The sequence below is a fragment of the Macrococcus armenti genome (assembly GCF_020097135.1).
Lineage (GTDB): Bacteria > Bacillota > Bacilli > Staphylococcales > Staphylococcaceae > Macrococcoides > Macrococcoides armenti.
In genome coordinates this window covers 380,162-401,012 of record NZ_CP083608.1, presented here as the reverse complement: position 1 = coordinate 401,012, position 20,851 = coordinate 380,162, and the positions used below count along the sequence as shown (strand labels likewise).

Annotated in this window: 19 protein-coding genes; 2 read left to right on the top strand and 17 right to left on the bottom strand. The window is 31.4% G+C overall.

Annotated features, from left to right (window positions below; genetic code table 11):
* Nucleotides 1-9: 9 nt before the first annotated feature.
* From LAU42_RS02225 to LAU42_RS02190, 8 genes are all read right to left on the bottom strand, one after another.
* A complete protein-coding gene (locus LAU42_RS02225) occupies nucleotides 10-834 on the bottom strand; it encodes a YwqG family protein (protein ID WP_224184073.1) in 825 nt (274 codons plus the stop codon).
* Between the two features lie 32 nt (nucleotides 835-866).
* The gene (locus LAU42_RS02220; protein WP_224184072.1) at nucleotides 867-1,691 is read right to left on the bottom strand and encodes a YwqG family protein; all 825 of its coding nucleotides are present in this window, start codon (nucleotides 1,689-1,691) and stop codon (nucleotides 867-869) included.
* Nucleotides 1,692-2,135: 444 nt separating this feature from the next.
* Nucleotides 2,136-2,666, bottom strand: a complete 531-nt coding sequence (locus LAU42_RS02215) for a hypothetical protein (RefSeq protein WP_224184071.1) — start codon at nucleotides 2,664-2,666, stop codon at nucleotides 2,136-2,138.
* A gap of 75 nt (nucleotides 2,667-2,741) precedes the next feature.
* A complete protein-coding gene (locus tag LAU42_RS02210; protein WP_224184070.1) occupies nucleotides 2,742-3,314 on the bottom strand; it encodes a PD-(D/E)XK nuclease superfamily protein in 573 nt (190 codons plus the stop codon).
* Between the two features lie 6 nt (nucleotides 3,315-3,320).
* The gene (locus LAU42_RS02205) at nucleotides 3,321-4,178 is read right to left on the bottom strand and encodes a type II restriction endonuclease (RefSeq protein WP_224184069.1); all 858 of its coding nucleotides are present in this window, start codon (nucleotides 4,176-4,178) and stop codon (nucleotides 3,321-3,323) included.
* Nucleotides 4,175-4,960 carry a DNA-methyltransferase gene (locus tag LAU42_RS02200; protein ID WP_224184068.1) on the bottom strand — a complete coding sequence of 262 codons (786 nt, stop codon included), beginning with the start codon at nucleotides 4,958-4,960 and terminating at the stop codon, nucleotides 4,175-4,177. The genes LAU42_RS02205 and LAU42_RS02200 overlap by 4 nt, the downstream gene beginning before the upstream one ends.
* A gap of 14 nt (nucleotides 4,961-4,974) precedes the next feature.
* The gene (locus LAU42_RS02195; protein ID WP_224184067.1) at nucleotides 4,975-5,784 is read right to left on the bottom strand and encodes a DNA adenine methylase; all 810 of its coding nucleotides are present in this window, start codon (nucleotides 5,782-5,784) and stop codon (nucleotides 4,975-4,977) included.
* Nucleotides 5,785-5,898: 114 nt separating this feature from the next.
* A complete protein-coding gene (locus LAU42_RS02190; RefSeq protein WP_224184066.1) occupies nucleotides 5,899-7,206 on the bottom strand; it encodes a type II restriction enzyme in 1,308 nt (435 codons plus the stop codon).
* Nucleotides 7,207-8,155: 949 nt separating this feature from the next.
* Here LAU42_RS02190 and LAU42_RS02185 point away from each other — a divergent pair.
* Nucleotides 8,156-8,398, top strand: coding sequence for a hypothetical protein (locus LAU42_RS02185; RefSeq protein WP_224184065.1), 243 nt, complete (start codon nucleotides 8,156-8,158; stop codon nucleotides 8,396-8,398).
* 372 nt (nucleotides 8,399-8,770) lie between these two features.
* Here the strand turns inward: LAU42_RS02185 and LAU42_RS02180 are convergent, their stop codons facing one another.
* The 6 genes from LAU42_RS02180 to LAU42_RS02155 form a co-directional block, all read right to left on the bottom strand.
* Nucleotides 8,771-9,085, bottom strand: a complete 315-nt coding sequence (locus tag LAU42_RS02180; RefSeq protein ID WP_224184064.1) for a hypothetical protein — start codon at nucleotides 9,083-9,085, stop codon at nucleotides 8,771-8,773.
* A 174-nt stretch (nucleotides 9,086-9,259) separates the two neighbouring features.
* Nucleotides 9,260-10,153, bottom strand: coding sequence for a PfkB family carbohydrate kinase (locus LAU42_RS02175; protein ID WP_224184063.1), 894 nt, complete (start codon nucleotides 10,151-10,153; stop codon nucleotides 9,260-9,262).
* 121 nt (nucleotides 10,154-10,274) lie between these two features.
* On the bottom strand, nucleotides 10,275-10,853 hold the full coding sequence (gene isaB, locus LAU42_RS02170) for an immunodominant staphylococcal antigen IsaB family protein (RefSeq protein WP_224184062.1): 579 nt from the start codon (nucleotides 10,851-10,853) through the stop codon (nucleotides 10,275-10,277).
* 319 nt (nucleotides 10,854-11,172) lie between these two features.
* Nucleotides 11,173-12,114 carry a mannose-6-phosphate isomerase, class I gene (manA, locus tag LAU42_RS02165; RefSeq protein WP_224184061.1) on the bottom strand — a complete coding sequence of 314 codons (942 nt, stop codon included), beginning with the start codon at nucleotides 12,112-12,114 and terminating at the stop codon, nucleotides 11,173-11,175.
* An 11-nt stretch (nucleotides 12,115-12,125) separates the two neighbouring features.
* Nucleotides 12,126-14,054, bottom strand: a complete 1,929-nt coding sequence (locus tag LAU42_RS02160; protein ID WP_224184060.1) for a PTS fructose transporter subunit IIABC — start codon at nucleotides 14,052-14,054, stop codon at nucleotides 12,126-12,128.
* 76 nt (nucleotides 14,055-14,130) lie between these two features.
* On the bottom strand, nucleotides 14,131-16,017 hold the full coding sequence (locus LAU42_RS02155) for a BglG family transcription antiterminator (RefSeq protein WP_224184059.1): 1,887 nt from the start codon (nucleotides 16,015-16,017) through the stop codon (nucleotides 14,131-14,133).
* Nucleotides 16,018-16,198: 181 nt separating this feature from the next.
* On the opposite strand from LAU42_RS02155, the gene uhpT reads away from it, so the two are divergent.
* Nucleotides 16,199-17,584 carry a hexose-6-phosphate:phosphate antiporter UhpT gene (gene uhpT / locus LAU42_RS02150; protein ID WP_224184058.1) on the top strand — a complete coding sequence of 462 codons (1,386 nt, stop codon included), beginning with the start codon at nucleotides 16,199-16,201 and terminating at the stop codon, nucleotides 17,582-17,584.
* A 40-nt stretch (nucleotides 17,585-17,624) separates the two neighbouring features.
* Here the strand turns inward: uhpT and LAU42_RS02145 are convergent, their stop codons facing one another.
* Genes LAU42_RS02145 through LAU42_RS02135 form a run of 3 tightly spaced genes read right to left on the bottom strand, consistent with a single transcriptional unit; the run spans nucleotide 17,625 to nucleotide 20,702 of the window.
* Nucleotides 17,625-18,359: a response regulator transcription factor gene (locus LAU42_RS02145; RefSeq protein ID WP_224184057.1), complete on the bottom strand. Its 735-nt coding sequence runs from the start codon at nucleotides 18,357-18,359 to the stop codon at nucleotides 17,625-17,627.
* Complete coding sequence (locus LAU42_RS02140) at nucleotides 18,352-19,857, bottom strand: sensor histidine kinase (protein ID WP_224184056.1); 1,506 nt, start codon at nucleotides 19,855-19,857, stop codon at nucleotides 18,352-18,354. The genes LAU42_RS02145 and LAU42_RS02140 overlap by 8 nt, the downstream gene beginning before the upstream one ends.
* The gene (locus LAU42_RS02135; protein ID WP_224184055.1) at nucleotides 19,854-20,702 is read right to left on the bottom strand and encodes an extracellular solute-binding protein; all 849 of its coding nucleotides are present in this window, start codon (nucleotides 20,700-20,702) and stop codon (nucleotides 19,854-19,856) included. Before LAU42_RS02135 ends, LAU42_RS02140 begins: the two co-directional genes overlap by 4 nt.
* Nucleotides 20,703-20,851 lie beyond the last annotated feature (149 nt).

Here is a 20,851-nt window from a genome sequence, read left to right as displayed (position 1 = left end):
AATCATCACTTAATAACATGCCCATTCATAGAGTACTTTTGTAAAATCTAAACGCTCTAAATCATCTTTCGTTATAAAAAAATGTGCACTACCACTGTCTCCCCAATTAATTAAATCACCTGTATTATCGTACCATTCTGAAGCAATTTGAAGTAGTAAAATATCATAATTAGAATAGTCTAAATTATGCTTGTTAAACTCAATATATCGTGAATCACGAATATCATATTGTGGGAATACAGGATTTCCTCCAATGTAGTGTCCTTCTTGATTCACTATTTCGTAGAACTTATCTTCATCCGCTTCACTTAAATAATCATATCCTTCAATTTGATTTACGACTTTATCAAAATCTCTATCTTCATATGACATCATATTCTCGCCTAATTGAAATGTAATCGCATATTCACCTCGAACTGGATTTGCATATTCATCTTCAGGGTAATGATATTTCTCGCTTACTCCATCACGTGTAACCGTCATATCTATTTTTGGATAATATATCACGCGATGTCTATCATTTAATATATAGTTATCATCATTTAAACCAATCATATCATCCATCAAAACCCAAAACTGCAATAATCCCGTCGTTGGTAAACCTATATCATTTTTCGGTATTTCATCCAATCGGTATTGAGCAAGAAAATGTAACTGCTCACCTTCTGGAGTTGTTGGACAATGAACATCTTGTGGTAAATAAGGCAGTCCGCCAAATTTACTATCTGTTATATTTGGATTTGAATTTTCAATGACTTTAATATCAATACACTGTTTTCTCGTTAAATTTCTAAATGTATTAATTACTTTATCAAACTGTTCATTATTAGACATGTTCACACCTCGTTACTTAATTTACATTATCATTAATAACAATTCCAATCATACATAACCTTACTAAAATCACATTGTGCCAGATCATCCTTTGTAATATAAAAATGTGCGTTTCCACAGTCTCCCCATAAAATAATATCTTTCGTACATGCTTCGTTTAACTCAGAATCTATTTGAAGTAGTAAAATATCATATTTCGAATAATCCATTTGCGAAGGATTAATCATTTCTGACAGACGTGTATCACGAATATCTTGTTGTATATGTGTTGGATGACCACCAATAAAATGTCCTTCAACATTGACAGTTAACCAAAATTTATTCTGCTCCTCATCGCTCAGTTGTTCGAGATCAACTCCCAATTGTTGCAACACTTTATCAAAATCTCTATCGCCAAAAGACATATAGTTCTCGCCAATTTCAAAAGAAATACTCAACTCATTAATTATTGGATTAAAATATTCATCATCTGGATGCCTATATTTCTTCTCAACATCTTCTCTCGTTACCGTTTTGTCTACTGTTTCGTAATAAATCACACGATGTTTATCATTTAATGCATGGTTATTATTATCAATCCCATAAACATCATCCATCAGCACCCAAAACTGTAGCATCCCTTTTGATGGTAGCCCCACTTTGTTTTTTGGTAATACATCTAAATGATATTGCGCCACAAAATGAAGCTGCTTACCATCTTGTGTTGTAGGACTTTGAGCATCATGTGGTAAATATGGTAACCCGCCAAACTTACTTTCCCATACATATGTCGGTACTTGTTCATACGTCTTTATATGAATACATTCCTTCTTCGTAAATGAGCGATACCGTTCTAATAATTCATCGATACTGGACATGTAATCACCTCATTATTATTTAGTTGTTAATTTATATTATAGATGGTTTGCATTTTTATTTGAAAAGATATCCATTTTGTATTCTTTCGTTTGTCAAAATAAGCTAGACAATTTCTATGGATTTTCTGGATTATATTTCTCTCATCATACAAGCTTATCCTTTAGATGAATATTATTTACTTATATTGTTAATAGCATATAAATAAAAACTCAAGCCATTGATATGACTTGAGTTTTTACAGCATGTTGAATCGTCTACACTTAATTGGACAACTCCCCTGAGGGGATGTATTGTTAAATTAAGAAAGTAGGCGATTCATATGGTTGTAGTCTGTCCTTGAGTGACATATACATCTTTTAAATTAACCACATGATTATTTTTCCTTATTTAAGCCCATATTTTTGTAATATAATTATTTAATATCAGGAAAATTCCATTAAATTTTACCCTCTCATCTTCCTATACAACTCATCCTCAATTAATGTATACACTGTATTGTAGTATTCCTGGTCGCCACCAACCAATTTTTCAAATGCTTGTTGATTACCTAGGTATTCCTGCATAACTTTTTTCATAAAGATGTCTTTAAATAAGCTATCTCTGAACATCTCCTTACTATTGTTTTTCGCCATATTAATCACTTTGGCATCTGGATCTTTCTCAAATGCTTTATATAGGTTCTCAATTATTACTCTATCTGCTTCTGTAAAATCATCTGGAAATCTTTCATTTACTTTCTGAATGATTTCATCTAATTGTTCTTTTTCATCAGGTGGTTTAACTGCTGTGTTAATTTCTTCAGGATTATACAATTCTCCCTCTTCTGCTACTAATGCGATATCGCCTTTGAAGTCCTGATGTAACTTATAGAACTCTAGTTTAACTTTATCCGCAATATCAACACGTTCTCGCTTTTCTTTAGGTATGAACTTAATCAAGTAGTTTGTATAGATGCTTTCTTCTAACAGTTCCATATCGAATGTACGATGTAATTGTGAAATATAGTTGTACCATTTATTAAAATTATGATAGTCATCTGACTAACAGCTTCATGGTTTATATGTAACTCTAATAATTTCTTCACTGCTCTTATTAAATTCCAACCCCAAATATTTAAAAGGTATTTCACCCCAAAAGTATTTGCATCCCATTTCCTCTATGTATTCTAAAGTGTCTTTATATCCAGGGTGCTTAAACCAGTCATTAAAAACATAATAAAATTCTACCTTATACATTAATGGCTCAAATAGTTTTTTATACTCCTTTGCCTTAAAATGACAACTAGGGAGTTTCTCATCTACTGATCCTGAACTCATTTGAAATTTCTTTTCTATTATGTACACTGTGCCATTTAATTCATTAACAAAACATTCATCAGGTAACCACTTCTTAGAATTATATTCCCGATAGTCTATACCTTTTTTAATCAAAAAATCTTTATATACTTTATGTTGAGGCAACGACCATCCAATAAATTTATCTTTCAATCTAATTTCATTATTATCATTTATTTCAAAACCATCTTTTCTCAAAGTCTCATTTAAAGATGTTGTCCTCTCAAACTCTAGTCCATTTAAATTAGTATTTGCTCCGCCGCCCCAAATGTTAGGTTGCCTAGCCACATATATCTACTCCTTCAATAGTTTCTCTAGCACTCCATCTTGCAAATCTTCAATAGAGTACAAATGTTCCATAACGCCAAAAGTCTCTGCTAAATTGTTTTTCGCGCTTTTCCATCCTGCCCCGTCTGTGATCCACATAAATTTGAAATTTTCAATTTTTTTAGAGTAAATAGCAAGGTTCTTGAAGCTTCTTGCTGTTTCATTCAACTTTGATCCACCGGCTTGATAGAAGTTAGCTTCAATTGCATATACCGTTCCGTTATGGTTAATCACAAAATCGAATCGTTTAATCGTTTTTCCTGCGTTCGTAATTTCAGATAAATCAACTCCAAACTTTTCTTGCACTTCTGTCGTCTTCATTTCTTTATAGTATTCGACATCTAATAACTTCAAATACTCTTCAACTAAGTCTTCCATTAGATGACCACCACGATTTTTGCGACCATTACTGTCTAAACCTGTTTCCACACCTGTTACGTAGTCAATCAGATTTGAAATTAAATGATTTTTAAGTAAATCAAAGAGTCCTGTTTCTTTCATAAATATCGCGTATTCTTCTGGTGAATGATTCGGATTATTGAAGTCGAATATTTTATCTTCATCTATCGTTTTTACAGGAATTTGATTGATTCGAATCGCTAATAATATTGGTATACACTTTAAAGTCTCAGGATATCTCTCTACTATCTCAATAAACTTCTCTTCAATGTTCTGTTCACCGATTAATGAATTTAGTATGTTCAACTCAATCTTTATCGATTCTACATTTTTAATAACCTTTTCAAAATCTACATAGTACTTATAATCTGCAATACTCTTCTTAAATTTCGAATGCCATTCGTCAAAGTCTCGTTTATTTGTCAAAATAACTCCTCCTGAATCAACATATTAATAATTCTGGTCTTTGCAAGCTCTGCATAATTCGATTCTTTCTCAATTCCAATAAAATGTAAATCTAATTTCTTACAAGCTACACCAGTTGTCCCGCTTCCCATAAAAGGGTCTAGTACGACATCACCTGGTTGCGTGGATGCTCTTAATAATCTTTCGATGACATAGAGCGGCTTTTGTGTAGGATGTTTTCCAAATTCTTTTTCTTTTTGTGGCGTTAATGATCCCGTCCAGACATCTTTCATTTGTTTTCCATCATTCAATTCTTTCATTAAATCATAATTGAAATAATGTCGTGCTTTCTTATCATCTTTTCTAGCCCATAAAATTGTTTCGGTTGAATGCGTAAAGTTTCTGCATCCTAAATTTGGTGGAGGATTTGTCTTTTGCCACGTAATATTGTTAAGAATTTTGAAACCTTCCTGTTCTAAAGCTACTCCAATTGAATAGATATTATGTAGTGTTCCACTTATCCATATTGTACCATTATCTTTTAGTAAACGTTTACACAATTTTATCCATTTTCTATTAAATTCGTGTTTTTCTTCAAAGGTTGTAGGTACATCCCAATCCCCTTTATCAACTTTTACCATCTTTCCTCCAGAATTTGATATTCCTCCTGAAGAAAGAAAGTACGGAGGATCTGCAAATATCACATCAACCGTACTTTTTTTAATTTCATTATTTAAGACATCGAAACAGTCTCCATGGTAAATTGTAGTTGTATCATCTGAAAAGTAAATATTTGATTTCATTTCCTTCTCCTCAACTAATAATTTTTTATAATTACTTCTTTACCTACACGCTTAGTCGCATCTGAGTTAATACTTCTACGTACATTTACTACTTCGATGTTATAATTTTGATACAAATCTCTAATTAATTCAGTATTATGATTCGTAAGCATACAATAACATCCTCGTTCAGTAAGTTCACCAAACAGTCTCGCTAGTCTTTCATGTTCTTCAATACCAAAGCCAGCTTTATCATAAGAATCAAAGCTTGTTGGATTCAAAGGAGCATACGGACTATCAAAAAATACAAAATCTCCTTTTGCCGCATCTTTTACTGCAAGTTCAAAATCTCCATTTAATATTGTTACACTTTGTAAATACTTCGATATAGATAAAATATTCTCTTTATTGAACGAAGCCCCTGACTCTTTTTTATTCCAAGGTACATTAAATAATCCTTTAGAGTTCACACGATATAATCCATTAAAAGCATGCTTGTTTAAGAACACAAATAACACGGCCATTTCTAAGTCGTATCTATTATCTAATATTTTATTATTATATTTTGCTCTAATTTCATTGTATTTTTCAGCATTTAGTAATATCGAATCATATTCTTCTAGTAATTGACTGAATTCATCAGGGTTTGTTTTTATTATATTATAAGTATGTATAAGGTGTGTATTAATATCATTAATTGTTGCATTCTCATGCTCAATTGCAAAAAATACCGCACCTCCTCCGATAAAAGGCTCATAATATTTATTAAACTCTTTCGGACTTTCCTCTAAAATTTTCGCTAATAATTGACGCTTTCCTCCAGCCCATTTAACAAATGGTTGCATAATCTCACCGTTCTTTCATTTGATCAAAAAAACATGAAAAACCAATTTGATTTTTCATGTTCAATAATTTAATTGTTATTTCTAATTATAATCTATCTATCAAAATAAAACTAATTATTTTGATGTGATATTCGGTAAATTTATGATCCAGTTCAACCAACTGATAACACTCTTACTTCTTCGATGAATTACATTTTCTGAACAAACATTGTACTTCCTCATTTTTTCTATGATTTCATTTTGAGTAGGTAATGCTCCTGTATCAAAATATTGCTTAAATATTTCGTAGAATATTTGATGTTTAAATATTTGTTGCAATATTATCATGATTCTTTGTTTATATGACATGTTCATCATTTTATCACATAAGGGCGTTAACAACATGTCACCTTTAGAGTCTTTATATAGTAATCCTAAATATTTTGCAGCATTAAAATAGTAATCAGATTGTCTCGGGTCTACATTCAATACTTCTTCAGCTACTTCAAACTTATTCATCGGATTATCGTATAAGTTTTCAATTAATGAAATAACTTTATCAAAGGAGTCTGCCTGAATAAAAGGAACTTTATTTGATTTACTAAATTGAGACATATTATCATCAGTTTCAATTTTAGTTTTTTTATGTATCGCTTTAATTTCACTAATTTGAATATCTGTACTATCTATTGAATACAATTTATAATTTACTAATTCAATCGAAGATATATCTTGTATATCTTTAAATCGATATTCATACAATCTAAATATCTTATTAGTATAGACTGCAAAAACTAATCGGATAGGTTTACTTACGATTGTATCCCATAGACGATATGGATAATATAATTGTCTAACATGAAAGTCTGAATTTACAACATTTTTAGCTTCTACTATCACAATAGAATCATCGTTTTCATAACCTGCATCTATTTCACAAATTGACTTATCAACTTGTATGTTAATTTTTTTATTACTATTTTTTATTTTTACATCAAAGTTAAATTTACCTACACCCATTTTTCCAGCAAAAGTTGAAAAATTATCTTCTACATTCAGAAAATCTTCTAGAATACCCGATAAATTCATGACGCTAATCGCCTTAGCTTCACTACTGATTGTGTCAGTATTAATAGATTCAAAATGTGGCACCTTAATTTTAGTAGCTTCTTCTTTATCTAACTCAGGAAGTTTACAATACAAATCAAAATTCCCAAGGACATACTCTCTTCTACTGATAGGAAGGATACTAATATTGTTATCCCTTAAGATTTTTGGGCGCTGATAACTTGAATCCCATTTGCACATTACTCGGGGTTCTTTGTACTCTTTAATCTTTTTCGCACTAACTTTTACAAAGTTTTTCTTTTCAACCTTTTGTTTGATATCCAGTTCATCTATTAATAACCTCCACGCTTCTTGAGTTGAATATTGGTTAGGCATATAAAGTTCCTTTCATAATTATATGATTGACATGAAAAATTGTTATAGTAAATATATGAAAAATAAAAAGGAGAGTGTGTATGACGTTATTCGTATGTATTATATTAATGATAATTTTAACTCTGATGGCTATAAATCACTATCATAGTATCATTAATCTTATAAAAAATTTATTTCCTTTCATCTTCATAATACTTTCATCACCTGTTATTATAATAACACTTATTTTATTTTTATTTTTATTTTGTTTAATATATGTGGCAACTCTAATTTTGGATGTTCTAATAATTCTTATTTTTCATGCAAATAAACTACCTATAATTTGCAAAAGCAATTTAAGAAATGTTTTGAAAATAATTAGAGTAGTCAGAAATAATTTCATGTTAACAATTAAGAAGGGCTATAAATATTTTCATATAAAAAATATATTTATAATTGAAATTGTTACATTGTGTATACTCTATCTAATTAATTTAAAAACAACTCTACATCTCCACTTAGTTATAAAAATAACTATTATTTATATAATATTAGATTTCTTTATAAGAACTAGTATATTTATTAATAGTAAGTTTAATAAAAACTCTACAAATGTTGGAAATACTATCATAATCTTAACAATTCTTATTGAATCATTGGGATTAAACTTACTTGCAACATTAACATTACAACTTGAATTTCTAAAAATAACTTATACAGATTTTTATATTTATTTTATAGTATCATTGTATCCACTTTTATCTTTTATATTTATTGTAATCAACTTAAATAAATTAAAGCTTAATTCTTTAATTATTAATAAGGCTCTAGTATTTATTAATAGTTTGATTCACCTCGCATACTTTTATTTTATTATCGGTTTTACGTCTGCATTTTTTGATTTGAGTAATAAATTTATTTACACAGGTACATTCGAAAAAAACCTATACCTCTATATAAGTTTTTAACTTTGGAAGAAACAAGCATAAATATCTATTTTTCAAAAGTTAATAGTGAATTGGAAAGTTTTTCTACACTTATATACAAAGGTTTCAGCTTTACTACCAAGCAAATCGACATAAAATTTGTTAACTCCAATGCGCCTATTAACTTTGTAACGACAACTGATGAAATTATGTATCAACTTTACGCAATAGGAATTACTGCAATATTTATCAGTATTGTTTTAAAAGAATTTTCATCATCAGAATAATTTGTAGAATAATATATTTGAACAGACAACCACTCAACAATTTTATGGATGTCTGTTCAATATAATTTATTTTCTCGCCTTAACCAAAATCACTTTTCCATCCATCTGATCATTCTCCGGGGTTCACACGAAAACTTCGTAATAGTTGAGTTTCAAAGTCTCTTCTCTAGTAATCATACCAACAGGTTCACTAACCCACTTACCATTTAAGCTATTACCAAAATTGTCGGGTAACCATCCTAAATAATAATCATTGTGAATCAATAACGTGCTAACCACTGATTGTGACCATCTATCTTCATTTTCAGCAATACGATAATCCCATTCGATAAAGGCTTGTCTCTTATAATTAACGAACACAAAATCTTCTAGTTATTTTAATAAAGCCGCTATTTTCTCTTCCAACGTTTCAGTATTAATAACTACAAAATCATACTCTTCATGTATATAATAGTCTAAATATAATTCATCATTTTTCACTTCACACGAATTAATACTTGGCCAGAAACACTTCATTTCACGCTCATCTTCTATATAATCACCGGCAATTGCAAGACAATCTCCATTCCACTCATCTTTTAACTTCATACAAATTTCAAGGATAAAGAAACTATCAACATCACTAAATTCATAAGGCTTACAACCACATGCCGCTTCATGAGGACTAAAGCATTGGTTCTTACTCATATTTTTCAACGTGAAAGACTGTCCCATCATGATTCTCCCTTACTTGTATAATGTACTACAAGCATATTTAATCACATAATTTTTCTGTTTTCCAATTTTTTCTACATTTATAAATTCACTCGATTTTGATGAATATTTTTCCTTTATAAGGATATTTATTATTCTTTTTTATTTTCATCTTTTAAACCTAATCTTATTCCACACTTCATCACTCAACCCAACGCCACTCACCTGTACTACTTGTGCCGCCACTTTGTTTGCGAGTGTTAGTGCGGATTTGTCGTCCATCCCTTTAGCCAGGCTAGATATAAATGCACCTGCATGACTATCTCCAGCACCAATCGTATCTTTCACTGTAACTGTTTCTCCTGGTACATGTGTAACCACACCATCATATATGATTGCACCATGCTCTCCTTGTGTTACGACAATTTTATTGCGTGTCTTTCTATACATTACTTCAAGCGCCGCTTCAACCGTATCACATCCCGTTTGTTCCATTATCTCCTGTTCATTCAAGTGTACAATCGGTGATAGTTGATACACGCGTTCCATATGTTCCCTAGGGATTAAGTTCCCTCTCGGTCCTGGTGCAAAGATAATTGTTGCATCGATATGTGTTAACGTATCAATCAGTTTATCTCCATCACGTTCTTCGACTTCCAGCCCACATATATATACATACTTGTAGTCATCTAAATTCAAACCATGTAACCATTCCGGATTAAACGTATACTCAACACCGTGATGTGACATAAATGTACGTTCTCCGTGCTGCTCAACGAAACAATAACAGCATCCGTTCTCTCCTTCAACACGCACCTTTGTTTGAATCCCTTTCTTATATAGTTCACGAGCTACAAATTCCCCATACATCCCTGTTCCAACTGGTGATATAAACGTATAAGGGATACCTAGATGATGTAAAACTGACACTACATTATATGCACATCCACCTAGTGCCATCACCTGACTTGATATATGTACATCTCCTGCTGTTGTTGGTAATTTATCTACATTTATCACAACATCACATACTGTCGATCCAATAATTAAACATTTATCCATCGTACACCTCAATTGTTTTCTTTAATTATAATACTTTTCAATTATGAAATAACACCAACATAAGATATGTAAAATAAAAAGTGCTACAGTTCCATATTATAGATACTGTAGCACTTTCATATTATTTACCAAAAATCATCTGTTCGAATTCTTTTCCGAATTGTCCGCTAATATGTGAACTCATCGAAACACCAATCAGTTGATTCTTTTTATTAAATATACCTTCAAAATAATGATTTTTAAATTTGTAATATACACTATACTCATTATCAACAACTTGCATTTCTGCATAGTTTTTACCGTATATTTTAATAAATTGTTTTTTCGTAATCTTACCTTTTTTAACAGGCATAACAATGGCGTATGTTTTTAGGTGATCATTCAGAAAAAAGACTGTGTCATACTTTCTTTTAATGTATTTTGACTTAACCTTCTTATTCCCAAAACCATATTCCATCATTGGCTCTGATGATTTTTCGACAGACTCAATTGGTACTATTTTGACAACTGTCTTTCCATTAACAGTGACTTTACCCTTTTTCACCGCATTAATAAATGACTTAGACTTTACAAATTGATAATTATAACCACTATGTCCGTTATACTTATAATAGTATTCTGCAGCACTTGCCGGGGTCGAAATACTTACAGTAGCAAGTACAGCAATCAGAACAATGAATAAATTTCTTAAACGTTTCATAACATTCTCCTTATTTTGTATATTCTGTATTATTGTAAATAAAAAGAAGTTATTTTGAAATGGGTTTTTAGCATTTTCTACGTATGAAAAATGATTCTGAATTGCATGTGATTTAATACTTTTTTAATTATGTATGTATATAATTATGATGACTATTCAATAAACGATAGCTAAAATTTTTTCTTTTTTCTATCTCTTTTAGACTTGAATTTAAAATTAATTTCATACTATTTTATTCAAAATAAACACCCCTAAAGTTGAATTTTAAGGTTCACCTTTAGAGGTGCATTTTATGAATATTCTTCATTCATCAATTGTGTTAAACATAACTCTCGATAACATCAAGCATACCTTGTAACTCAATTTCTTTATCCTCAATCGTCAGAATAAAATGATCGCCTTTTTTGATTTCATAGACCTGTCCATCGATAGTTAACATACCTTCACCTGACAACACGCTCATTAATGAATAATTTTGCTGCTTCGTATATTTATAATATTCTTTTATCAGTAACTGTTTCACTGTGAAGAAATTATTAGAGATAAACGTTTTAACCACAGTTCCCTGTACTTCAGTAACTTCCTCTTTTGTTTTAGCATTTTCTTCATTAAATCCGATTACATCAATACTTTGAGCAATATGCAGTTCACGTTTATTACCATCCTTGTCCATACGGTCATAGTCATAGATGCGATAAGTCGTATCCGAATTCTGCTGTGTCTCTAATATACGTATACCTTTCCCGATTGCATGAACTGTTCCACTAGGTACATAGAAGAAGTCACCTGGTTTTACTTTAATCGAATTAAAAAGTTGATTCCATTTGCCCTCATGTATCATGTTCTCCAGTTCGGCTTTGTCTTTCGCATTATGATCATAGATAATTTCAGCATCTTCATCACAGTCAATAATATACCAGCACTCAGTCTTCCCAAGCTCTCCATTCTCATGTACTTGTGCATATGCATCATCAGGGTGTACCTGCACAGATAATTCATCATTCGCATCAAGAATCTTTGTAAGTAATGGGAACTTATCGGTCGTTTGAACTCCAAACAGTCCTGTATTTTCATCCCACAACTCTTTTAATGTTTTACCTTTATGTTCTCCATTCAGAATAATATTCGGACCGTTCTCATGCGCCGAAATTCCCCAGCACTCCCCTGTTTTATCATTTGGAATCTCATATCCGAATTCCTTTAAATGATTTCCACCCCAAATACGTTCTTTAAATACTGGTTGTAAAAATAGTGGTGACATACAATCATCCTTTATAAATTTTTAAGTAAATTATATAATTCAATCTCATCTTTTGCATTTAATAAACTATTTCTATAATCATCATCCATTAACTTTCTAGATAACTGTTGCAAAATCTTAAGGTGTGTGTCTCCTGCATCGTCAGATGGTACAGCAATCATAAAGATAAGTTTAGCCGGTGTTCCATCTAATGAGTTCCAGTCCACTCCTTGATTAACTTTTAATACTGATACTTTCGGCTCTTTTACTACATGTGATTTTGCATGTGGGATAGCAATATTCATTCCAATTCCTGTTGAACTCTGACTTTCTCTTTCGAGTATTCCTTTTTTAAATTCAGCTTTATCTGTAATAACGTTGCTATCATATAGCTGATTAATCAATAAATCCATACTTTCATCTTGAGTTGCTTCAGCATCAATTACCTTAATATTTTGAGATTCAATTAATTCATTTTCTTTTACAACTTCTGTAATAACAGGTTTTACCTCTTTATTATTATCTTTAGATTCTTCAGTTACCTTAATTGTATCTCCGTCTGGTGTTACTAATTCTTTTTTCTTAGTACTCTTAAGTGCTATTGTTAAGAATGCTGTGACAAGTGAACCAACCAATGCTGCTATGAAGAACATTAAGACATTATCTACTGCTCCAAGAATTGCAACAATGGGTCCACCATGAGCAACTTTGTCTCCTACATTTGATAGCATTGCTATTGTAGAACCTGTCATAGATCCTATCATAATTGATGGGATAACTCGCAACGGATCTTGAGCGGCAAAAGGTATCGCCCCTTCAGTAATACCAAATAACCCCATAGTAAATGATGCTTTACCCATTTCAATTTCATTGGCATTGAATTTTTTCTTATTAATAAATGTTGCTAACCCTAAACCAATTGGTGGTATACAGATGGCAACTGCTATTGCTCCCATGATTGTATAGTTACCTTCTCCAATCATTGCAGATCCAAATAAGAAAGCAACTTTGTTTACTGGTCCACCCATATCAAAAGAAATCATAGCTCCTAAAATTAAAGCTAATAATATAGCGTTTGAGCCTTGCATTCCTTTTAACCAACCATTTAATGTTTCAAATATTTGAGCTATTGGTGCTCCAATTAAATAGATAAATATTAATCCAACAATAATAGAAGAAATTACCGGAATAAAGATAATCGGCATTACGGGTTGCATTGGTTTTGGTACTTTTATCTTCTTAATCCATAATGCTACATAACCTGCTAAGAAACCTGCAATAATTCCACCTAAGAATCCTGCGCCTGCAGTACTACCATAATAAGAGCCATTAGCCGCTATTAATCCACCAATCATACCGGGTACAAGGCCTGGTTTATCTGCAATACTATAAGCAATATAACCAGCTAATATCGGAATCATAAAGGTGAATGCTGCACCACCAATTTGTTGAATTTGATACCAGAATGTTCCTTCAGGTACTACTATTCCTTCAGGTGTAGTTTTTCCACCTAAAGTTAAAGCTAAAGCAATTAATAATCCTCCTACTACAATGAATGGTACCATAAACGAAACACCGTTCATTAAGTGTTGATAAATTGGATTTTGAGCCCTTTTTTCCTCTTTATATTCGTTTGAATATCCACCCGTATACGTAGAAACATCTCCATCTTTCATACGTTGAATAAGTTTTTCTGGATTTCGAATTCCTTCTCCAACACTAACGTCTATTAATTTTTTCCCATTGAAACGTGACTTATCAATTTTTCTATCCGATGCAATAATTATACCATCCGCTTCTCTAATATCTTTCTCTGTCAGTTGATTCTCAATACCTACTCCACCTTGCGTTTCAACCTTCATCTGTACGCCCATCTTATCGGCTGCTTTTTGTAGATTCTCTGCTGCCATATAAGTATGAGCTATACCGTTCGGACACGATGTAATTGCTAATAACTTCATATTTTTTCCTCCTCTATATTTAATGTATAGTTATATTATAATGTTTAAAAAATTCTACTAAAAAAAGAAACTACCGTTATTCCGGTAATTTCTTATCTCTAAATAATTTTAATAAACCTAAATTACTTTTTTCAGACTTGATTTTATCTAGAAGCATTTTATTTTGCATAATATGATGCAATTCTCTATATATATTGTGATAAGAATGTTTATCTTCTTCTTTTAATGCTATTAAAAAGACGATATCCACCCAATCTTCTCCCCAATAAATCGGTTTATTTAATCTGCAAACTGATATAGAGGACTCTTTAACATATTGCGTTTTTCCATGTGGTATAGCTACACCGTTGCCTATACAGGTAGAACTTAAATATTCTCTACCGGCTACCGATTTTACAAAATCAATATGAACTAAGTTGTTACTAATAAGTTTATGTCCTATTTCTTCTATTACTTTAAATCGATCTATAGTATCAGTCATGGTAAATATTAAAAACGGCTGCATATATTTAATCATTTCTGTCGGTGTTAAGCCAGATAGTGAATTAGCATTTGTGAAATATGCATTTAAAGTTTTTTCATCATTTTCATTCAGAAGAGGAGAAACTTTCACTACTTCAATATTAGACGCCTTTACTTCAGTCGTAGAGATTATCAAATCAATATCACTATGAGTCGCTATAGATAATGCTAACCTCTCTTCAGAAACAACATCTACTACTTTGACATTATTATATTTTTGTTGTATTTTCACCTTTAACATTTGAGATATTCCTATACCTAAATGACACACAATCAGTATATTGGTCTGACGTGATAATTTAATACGCTCATAAGATGCCTGAAAATGTAGTGCAATATATCCTAATTCAGTTTCAGGTAACTCAATTTTTTCGTTATAAATATTCCTATAACTATTTATAACACTTGAATAAATAAATGGATACCTTGTCTTAATTTCGAATATTAACGGATTATTTATTTCTAAATTATTTTTAAGATTGAAAAATGTAGTTTTTAAATGTGTTTCAAGTCCACTTAATAAAGCAGAATCTTTTTCAAAATCTATCATCGCTTCATTTTTCATTTCAGCTATTAACAATTTTATAAACTCTTTGACTTCATATTCATAATTATTCTCAAATAATTTACCTGGTAAATGCATATTTAAGAAATGTTTCTCTTCATCAGGTATTTTAATTGCAAATATTTCAGATAATTTTTTTATAATTTCTTCTATCGAACCATCAATAACTTCTTTATCTTCTAATTTATAATTTAACTTTTTATTATTTTGTAATCGATTCATCATGATAAGTACATGTAATAAAAACTGTTGTCTTTGAGATTTTCTCATTTTTTTATCACACGATGTTTCAACTACGTATTCTACTTGATTATATAAATGTTCACCAAAAAAAGATTTCAGGAAGTCCTTCTGTGAGTTACCCTTATTTAGTGAAGAAATAAACTTAATAGCATTTCTAAAATCTATCTCCTCTCCAGATAATATAATTCCATAACCCTTTTTTATAGTTAACCGGATATCAAATCTCTCTAACCACAAATTGATTGTATTAAGACAATCTCTTATCTCATATTGATTACTATTAAATTCTGATATTAATGCTTTAATACTTAGCTCTTTCTCCATCTTTAATAATTTTTCAGCAATATGTATGGAAAGCAAAGCCTTATTATCTATAGAAATAAATTTTTCAAGATTATTATGCAAATTATCAACTTCATTTTTATTTACTTCTAAATGAATACCCGATCCTCTCTTCGAGTAAATTGAAAATTCTTTAATATTAGTTGTAAATTCGCTTAATACCTTAATATCATTTCTTATTGTTTTATCAGAGACTTTAAATATTACGGATAATTCTTCAACTTGATATAGTGTTTTACTTTCATTTAGCATATATTTCATTATTTCTTTTTGACGATTTGTCAATTCCATTATCTCACCTCATTCCATCAATATTGTTTTAAAACTAGTATACATAATAATCATAAAATATTGGATGTATTATTTATCTTTTGTTTTTTGTTCACTTCTTCAGACAAAATAATATTTTATCGTATATTAAACGTTATCATTTTTGATTACACTGAAGACAAATAAAAGGAGGCGTTTATTTATGAACTTTTTTGACATCCAGAAGATTCCTAACAAAGGAATTCCTATTCCTGTTCAGAGAAAGGAATGGCGTAAACAATTTTTAAAAGCTTTTTTCGTTGTATTCTTTGCTTACATGTCAATGTACTTAATAAGAAACAACTTTAAAGCTGCACAACCAATGCTGAAAGAAGAGCTTGGCATTACTACTTTACAGCTCGGTTACATTGGGCTTGCGTTCAGTATCACTTATGGACTCGGAAAATCTTTAATCGGTTATCTCATAGACGGGAGAAATACGAAACGTATCATATCATTTTTACTTATTATGTCTTCTATCGTCGTGCTAATTATGGGGTTCACGCTAAGTTACTTCGGATCAGCTGTCGGATTCTTAATTGTATTATGGGGATTAAACGGTATGTTCCAGGCAGTAGGTGGTCCTGCGAGTTACTCAACAATCTCGCGCTGGGCACCTAGAACAAAGCGCGGTCGTTATCTCGGTTTCTGGAATGCTTCTCATAATATCGGTGGTGCCATTGCAGGTGGTCTTGCATTATGGGGTGCAAACATGTTCTTCCACGGTAATGTTATCGGGATGTTCATCTTCCCTAGTATCATCGCTTTAATCATCGGTATTGTCACACTCTTCATCGGTAAGGATGATCCTGAAGAGTTAGGATGGAATCGCTGTGAAGATATCTTCGAAGAACCTGTGGACGAGGAGAATATTGCATCTCAAGATATGACAAAATGGGAAATATTCAAGACATATATCCTTAAGAATCCTATCATCTGGATTCTATGTGTATCAAACATATTCGTATATATTGTGCGTATCGGTATTGATAACTGGGCACCATTATATGTGACTGAGCATCTTGGATTCAATGCAGGAGATGCAGTGAATACTATTTTTTACTTTGAAATTGGCGCTTTAGTTGCAAGCTTGATGTGGGGCTATGTTTCTGATTTATTGAAAGGTCGTCGTGCACTTGTTGCTATTATGTGTATGTTTCTAATTGTGTTTGTTGTAATGTTCTATAAGAATGCAACAAGTGTTGGTATGGTTAATGCTTCTTTATTCGGCCTTGGTGCATTGATATTCGGACCTCAATTATTGATTGGTGTATCTCTTGTAGGCTTTGTACCAAAACGTGCGATCAGTGTAGCCAACGGTATGACTGGTACATTCGGTTACTTATTTGGTGACTCGATGGCTAAGATTGGTTTAGCGATGATCGCTGACCCAGAAAGTAAGGGATTAAATGTCTTTGGACATGTATTACATGGCTGGACGGATGTATTTATCGTGTTCTATGCGGCGCTGATTCTTGGTATGATATTATTGAGTATCGTTGCCGTAGCGGAGGAAAGAAAGATTAGAAAATTAGAGAGTAAGATGTAATCAATAAGCCGGGATAGTGATAACCACTACCCGGCTTATTTCAAATTTGTTTAATATATTGATTTGGTGTCATATTCATATACTTATGAAAGTTGTAATTGAAAGCTTTATATTCATTATATCCGATTTTATCTGATACTTCGTAAATCTTAAGTGGCTGCTTCAGTAATTGAAGAGAATGATAAATTCTATATCGGTTAACAAAATCTTTCATTGTTATGCCTGTATATTGCTTAAATGTTCGCATTAAATAAGAAGTACTAATATTCAGCCTATTGGCAATCGATTCATTATCCAGTTCAAGTCTTATATTTTGTTTAATATATTGTACTGCCTGATTGATATAGTAGTTTTCATAATCTGTTTTTAAAACTGGCTTTAATATATCGGGAACTATGTTATGTTTCTCTGTAAATGTTGTCGTGATTTCTTCTAACAAATCAAAGAGCTCATCTTCATCTATTGGTTTTAATAAATAATCCACGACTTGAAACTGAATTGCTGCTTTAGCGTATTCAAAGTCATCATAGCTGGATAATATCAACTTTTTAAATTGTATATGTTTCGTTTTTTCTAACATTTCAATGCCGTTCATACGTGGCATTTTAATATCTGTTATGACTAAGTCAGGTTCATGTTCAACAATAAGATCCTGACCTTCTATACCATCTTTCGCAATATACACCTCACTAAAGTTGAGCTTTCTCCAGTCTATACTCGCTTTTAAGCCTTCTCTTATCATTCGCTCATCATCTATAATTATCACTTTATACACTTATATCACCTCTTTTAACTCTTAATACAATCATCGTGCCGTTATGCTGATGCGAGAAAACTTTCATACCGTATTTGTTCCCAAACTTAATGCGTAGCGTCTGATGTATATTCTGTAAACCGATATGCAGATTTCGTAACTTGTAATGTCTAATCATACTTCGAACTTCCTGAAGCCTTTCATCAGTCATACCTTGACCGCTATTATATACACCAATCAATATATCATTATTATTAAGTAGTCTGATTCGGATAATGATATTTAATCCTTGATTGATATCTCCATATTTAATCGCATTTTCAACTATAGGTTGTATTAGTAATTTTTCTGTTCTGTAATCCAGTAAGTTTTCATTTATTTCAAAGAAATAATTTATCTTCCCGTCAAATCGAATATTCTGAATGTAAAGATAGTCGTCTAAATATTTTAGTTCTTTTCTGAATGTTACTTCTGACTCTTTGACACGTAATGTATATCTTAATATAGATGAAAGTTTTATCATCATTTTTTTCGCTGCTTTGGCGTCTGTATCTATCATGTAGTTTATTGTCTGCATCGTATTAAATATAAAATGTGGTTGAAACTGATTTTCTAAAGATTTCAGTTGTGATTGTCTTAATGCTTCATTAGAGTCCTTTGTTGACCTCAATAATCTTTCATTTAATTGTGATAACTCAAAAATATACCTGTTAATCACTTCAAGTTCACTAGGGGCAGAGAGCGGTTCATATGCAGTTAATGCTCTGACTTGCGCCTGCCTGATTCTAGCAATAATTTCGTCAATATCCTTTGTTTGTCTGTGCGCAAGGTGCTTACTTGTGTACATTGTTATAACAATTAGTAAGACAAACGTTCCGAATAAAATGCTGATAAGCATTATTCCCCTGTCAAATGCTTGCGTTAAATCCTGATAAACATAAATTTTTAACTGTTTGTCCCTATGAAAAGCCGTAATTTGTTTATGTTCATCATAAATATACTTCTCTCCTATCTTTTCATCATCACTACTGTAATATATGTTGTCATATGTATCAGTAATAACATACTGATAACTTGGAAACTGCACAGTTTCTTTAAGAGACGTTACAGGTATGCTAACAGTCAGTTCAAATGGTGCTTGATGATGTTGTCCACTACGATGATAAATCGGGATTGTCGGTGTATTATTGTAGTTATTCGTATATTGTCTGTCATACTCAAAATTAAAAAAATATTGTCGCTTTGTGTTATTTGTCCTATCATACAACGCACGATAAATTTCAGTAGTATCCTTCGGCAAGTGTTTAATAAATACTGTAAATTCTTTATCAATATGACGTCTATCTGATTTAATAACGCGCACTATTTCTTTATTGACTTTATTAAGTTCATAATCTGTTTTCATAATATAAATCGCATAATATGCGAGTATTCCTATCATCGCTAACAGGAATACGGGTAGAATCGCAAATAATATTAACGTACGCCTTATCTTTTTCTTATATAGATGATGATTCATGATGCTCCACCTTTTTGAATCACATTTATTTCATTCAATGGCTTCAGTACTTTGTACGGAGTAATCTGTATTTCTTTATGTATTGGTTTGACATGAAATGTAGTTGAAATGTGTTGCTGTACATGTTTACTCAGCATATATTGAATAAATGCTTCACTTTTAGGGTGGTCATTAATCTTTACGATACCATCTGTATTAATAATTGTGCCATCAGATGGATAGATTATCTTTAAAGGATAGCCTTTATCCATATAATCCATAGCCGCGTATTCATAAGTCAGTCCTACATAACTTCTGCCAGAAATCACATGTTCCATTACATCAGCAGTCTTATTCAGTTGCACACCACGATTTAATATTTTCTCTGATTGTGATTGATTATAAATTGTTTCAAGAGCACTTCTATGCTGATAGCCTGTATTCGTCAATTCAGGATTTGGATAACTGAACTGCTTGTATAATTCCTTTTTTAATAGATCACGATATTTATCGACTTTTATGTCTCCTATCAGGTCTTTATTTACAATAAATACAGATGGCATATAGATAAATGGCTTTATCTCTCCCTTAATAATACTGCTGCTGCCTTTCAGTTCACTTAAAGAACCTCCTACAAATACATGCCCGCGTTCTTCCATAGGAGTTTGTTCAACTTTTTTTATTAATTTACGTGTAGAGTCATGTATAATACGTACTCTTTGACCTGTGTCATGCTCAAAGTCTTGAACTACCGGTTGTATAAATCGCTCAGGATATGGTGAATAAATAATTAGGTCTTCTTTATCCGTATGTGGATTACTACACGCAGATAATATTATTAACAAAATTAATAAAACTTTCTTCATAAAAGCTCACCAACCATCCATATTCTATAATTATATTATATATGAAAGTCTTAAAATAATTATGATTATATTTACAAATTTATGAAACTTAATTATCAGTTTTAGAATTTGAGATTCTTAAACAATCTACTACGGCATCATCCCCAAAA

Coding starts and splice junctions, on each gene's coding strand:
- LAU42_RS02225 (WP_224184073.1), bottom strand. CDS start 834: ATGTCTAATAATGAACAGTTTGATAAAGTAATTAATACATTTAGAAAT.
- LAU42_RS02220 (WP_224184072.1), bottom strand. CDS start 1,691: ATGTCCAGTATCGATGAATTATTAGAACGGTATCGCTCATTTACGAAG.
- LAU42_RS02215 (WP_224184071.1), bottom strand. CDS start 2,666: ATGGAACTGTTAGAAGAAAGCATCTATACAAACTACTTGATTAAGTTC.
- LAU42_RS02200 (WP_224184068.1), bottom strand. CDS start 4,960: ATGAAATCAAATATTTACTTTTCAGATGATACAACTACAATTTACCAT.
- LAU42_RS02195 (WP_224184067.1), bottom strand. CDS start 5,784: ATGCAACCATTTGTTAAATGGGCTGGAGGAAAGCGTCAATTATTAGCG.
- LAU42_RS02190 (WP_224184066.1), bottom strand. CDS start 7,206: ATGCCTAACCAATATTCAACTCAAGAAGCGTGGAGGTTATTAATAGAT.
- LAU42_RS02180 (WP_224184064.1), bottom strand. CDS start 9,085: ATGAGTAAGAACCAATGCTTTAGTCCTCATGAAGCGGCATGTGGTTGT.
- LAU42_RS02175 (WP_224184063.1), bottom strand. CDS start 10,153: ATGGATAAATGTTTAATTATTGGATCGACAGTATGTGATGTTGTGATA.
- isaB (WP_224184062.1), bottom strand. CDS start 10,853: ATGAAACGTTTAAGAAATTTATTCATTGTTCTGATTGCTGTACTTGCT.
- manA (WP_224184061.1), bottom strand. CDS start 12,114: ATGTCACCACTATTTTTACAACCAGTATTTAAAGAACGTATTTGGGGT.
- LAU42_RS02160 (WP_224184060.1), bottom strand. CDS start 14,054: ATGAAGTTATTAGCAATTACATCGTGTCCGAACGGTATAGCTCATACT.
- LAU42_RS02155 (WP_224184059.1), bottom strand. CDS start 16,017: ATGGAATTGACAAATCGTCAAAAAGAAATAATGAAATATATGCTAAAT.
- uhpT (WP_224184058.1), top strand. CDS start 16,199: ATGAACTTTTTTGACATCCAGAAGATTCCTAACAAAGGAATTCCTATT.
- LAU42_RS02140 (WP_224184056.1), bottom strand. CDS start 19,857: ATGAATCATCATCTATATAAGAAAAAGATAAGGCGTACGTTAATATTA.
- LAU42_RS02135 (WP_224184055.1), bottom strand. CDS start 20,702: ATGAAGAAAGTTTTATTAATTTTGTTAATAATATTATCTGCGTGTAGT.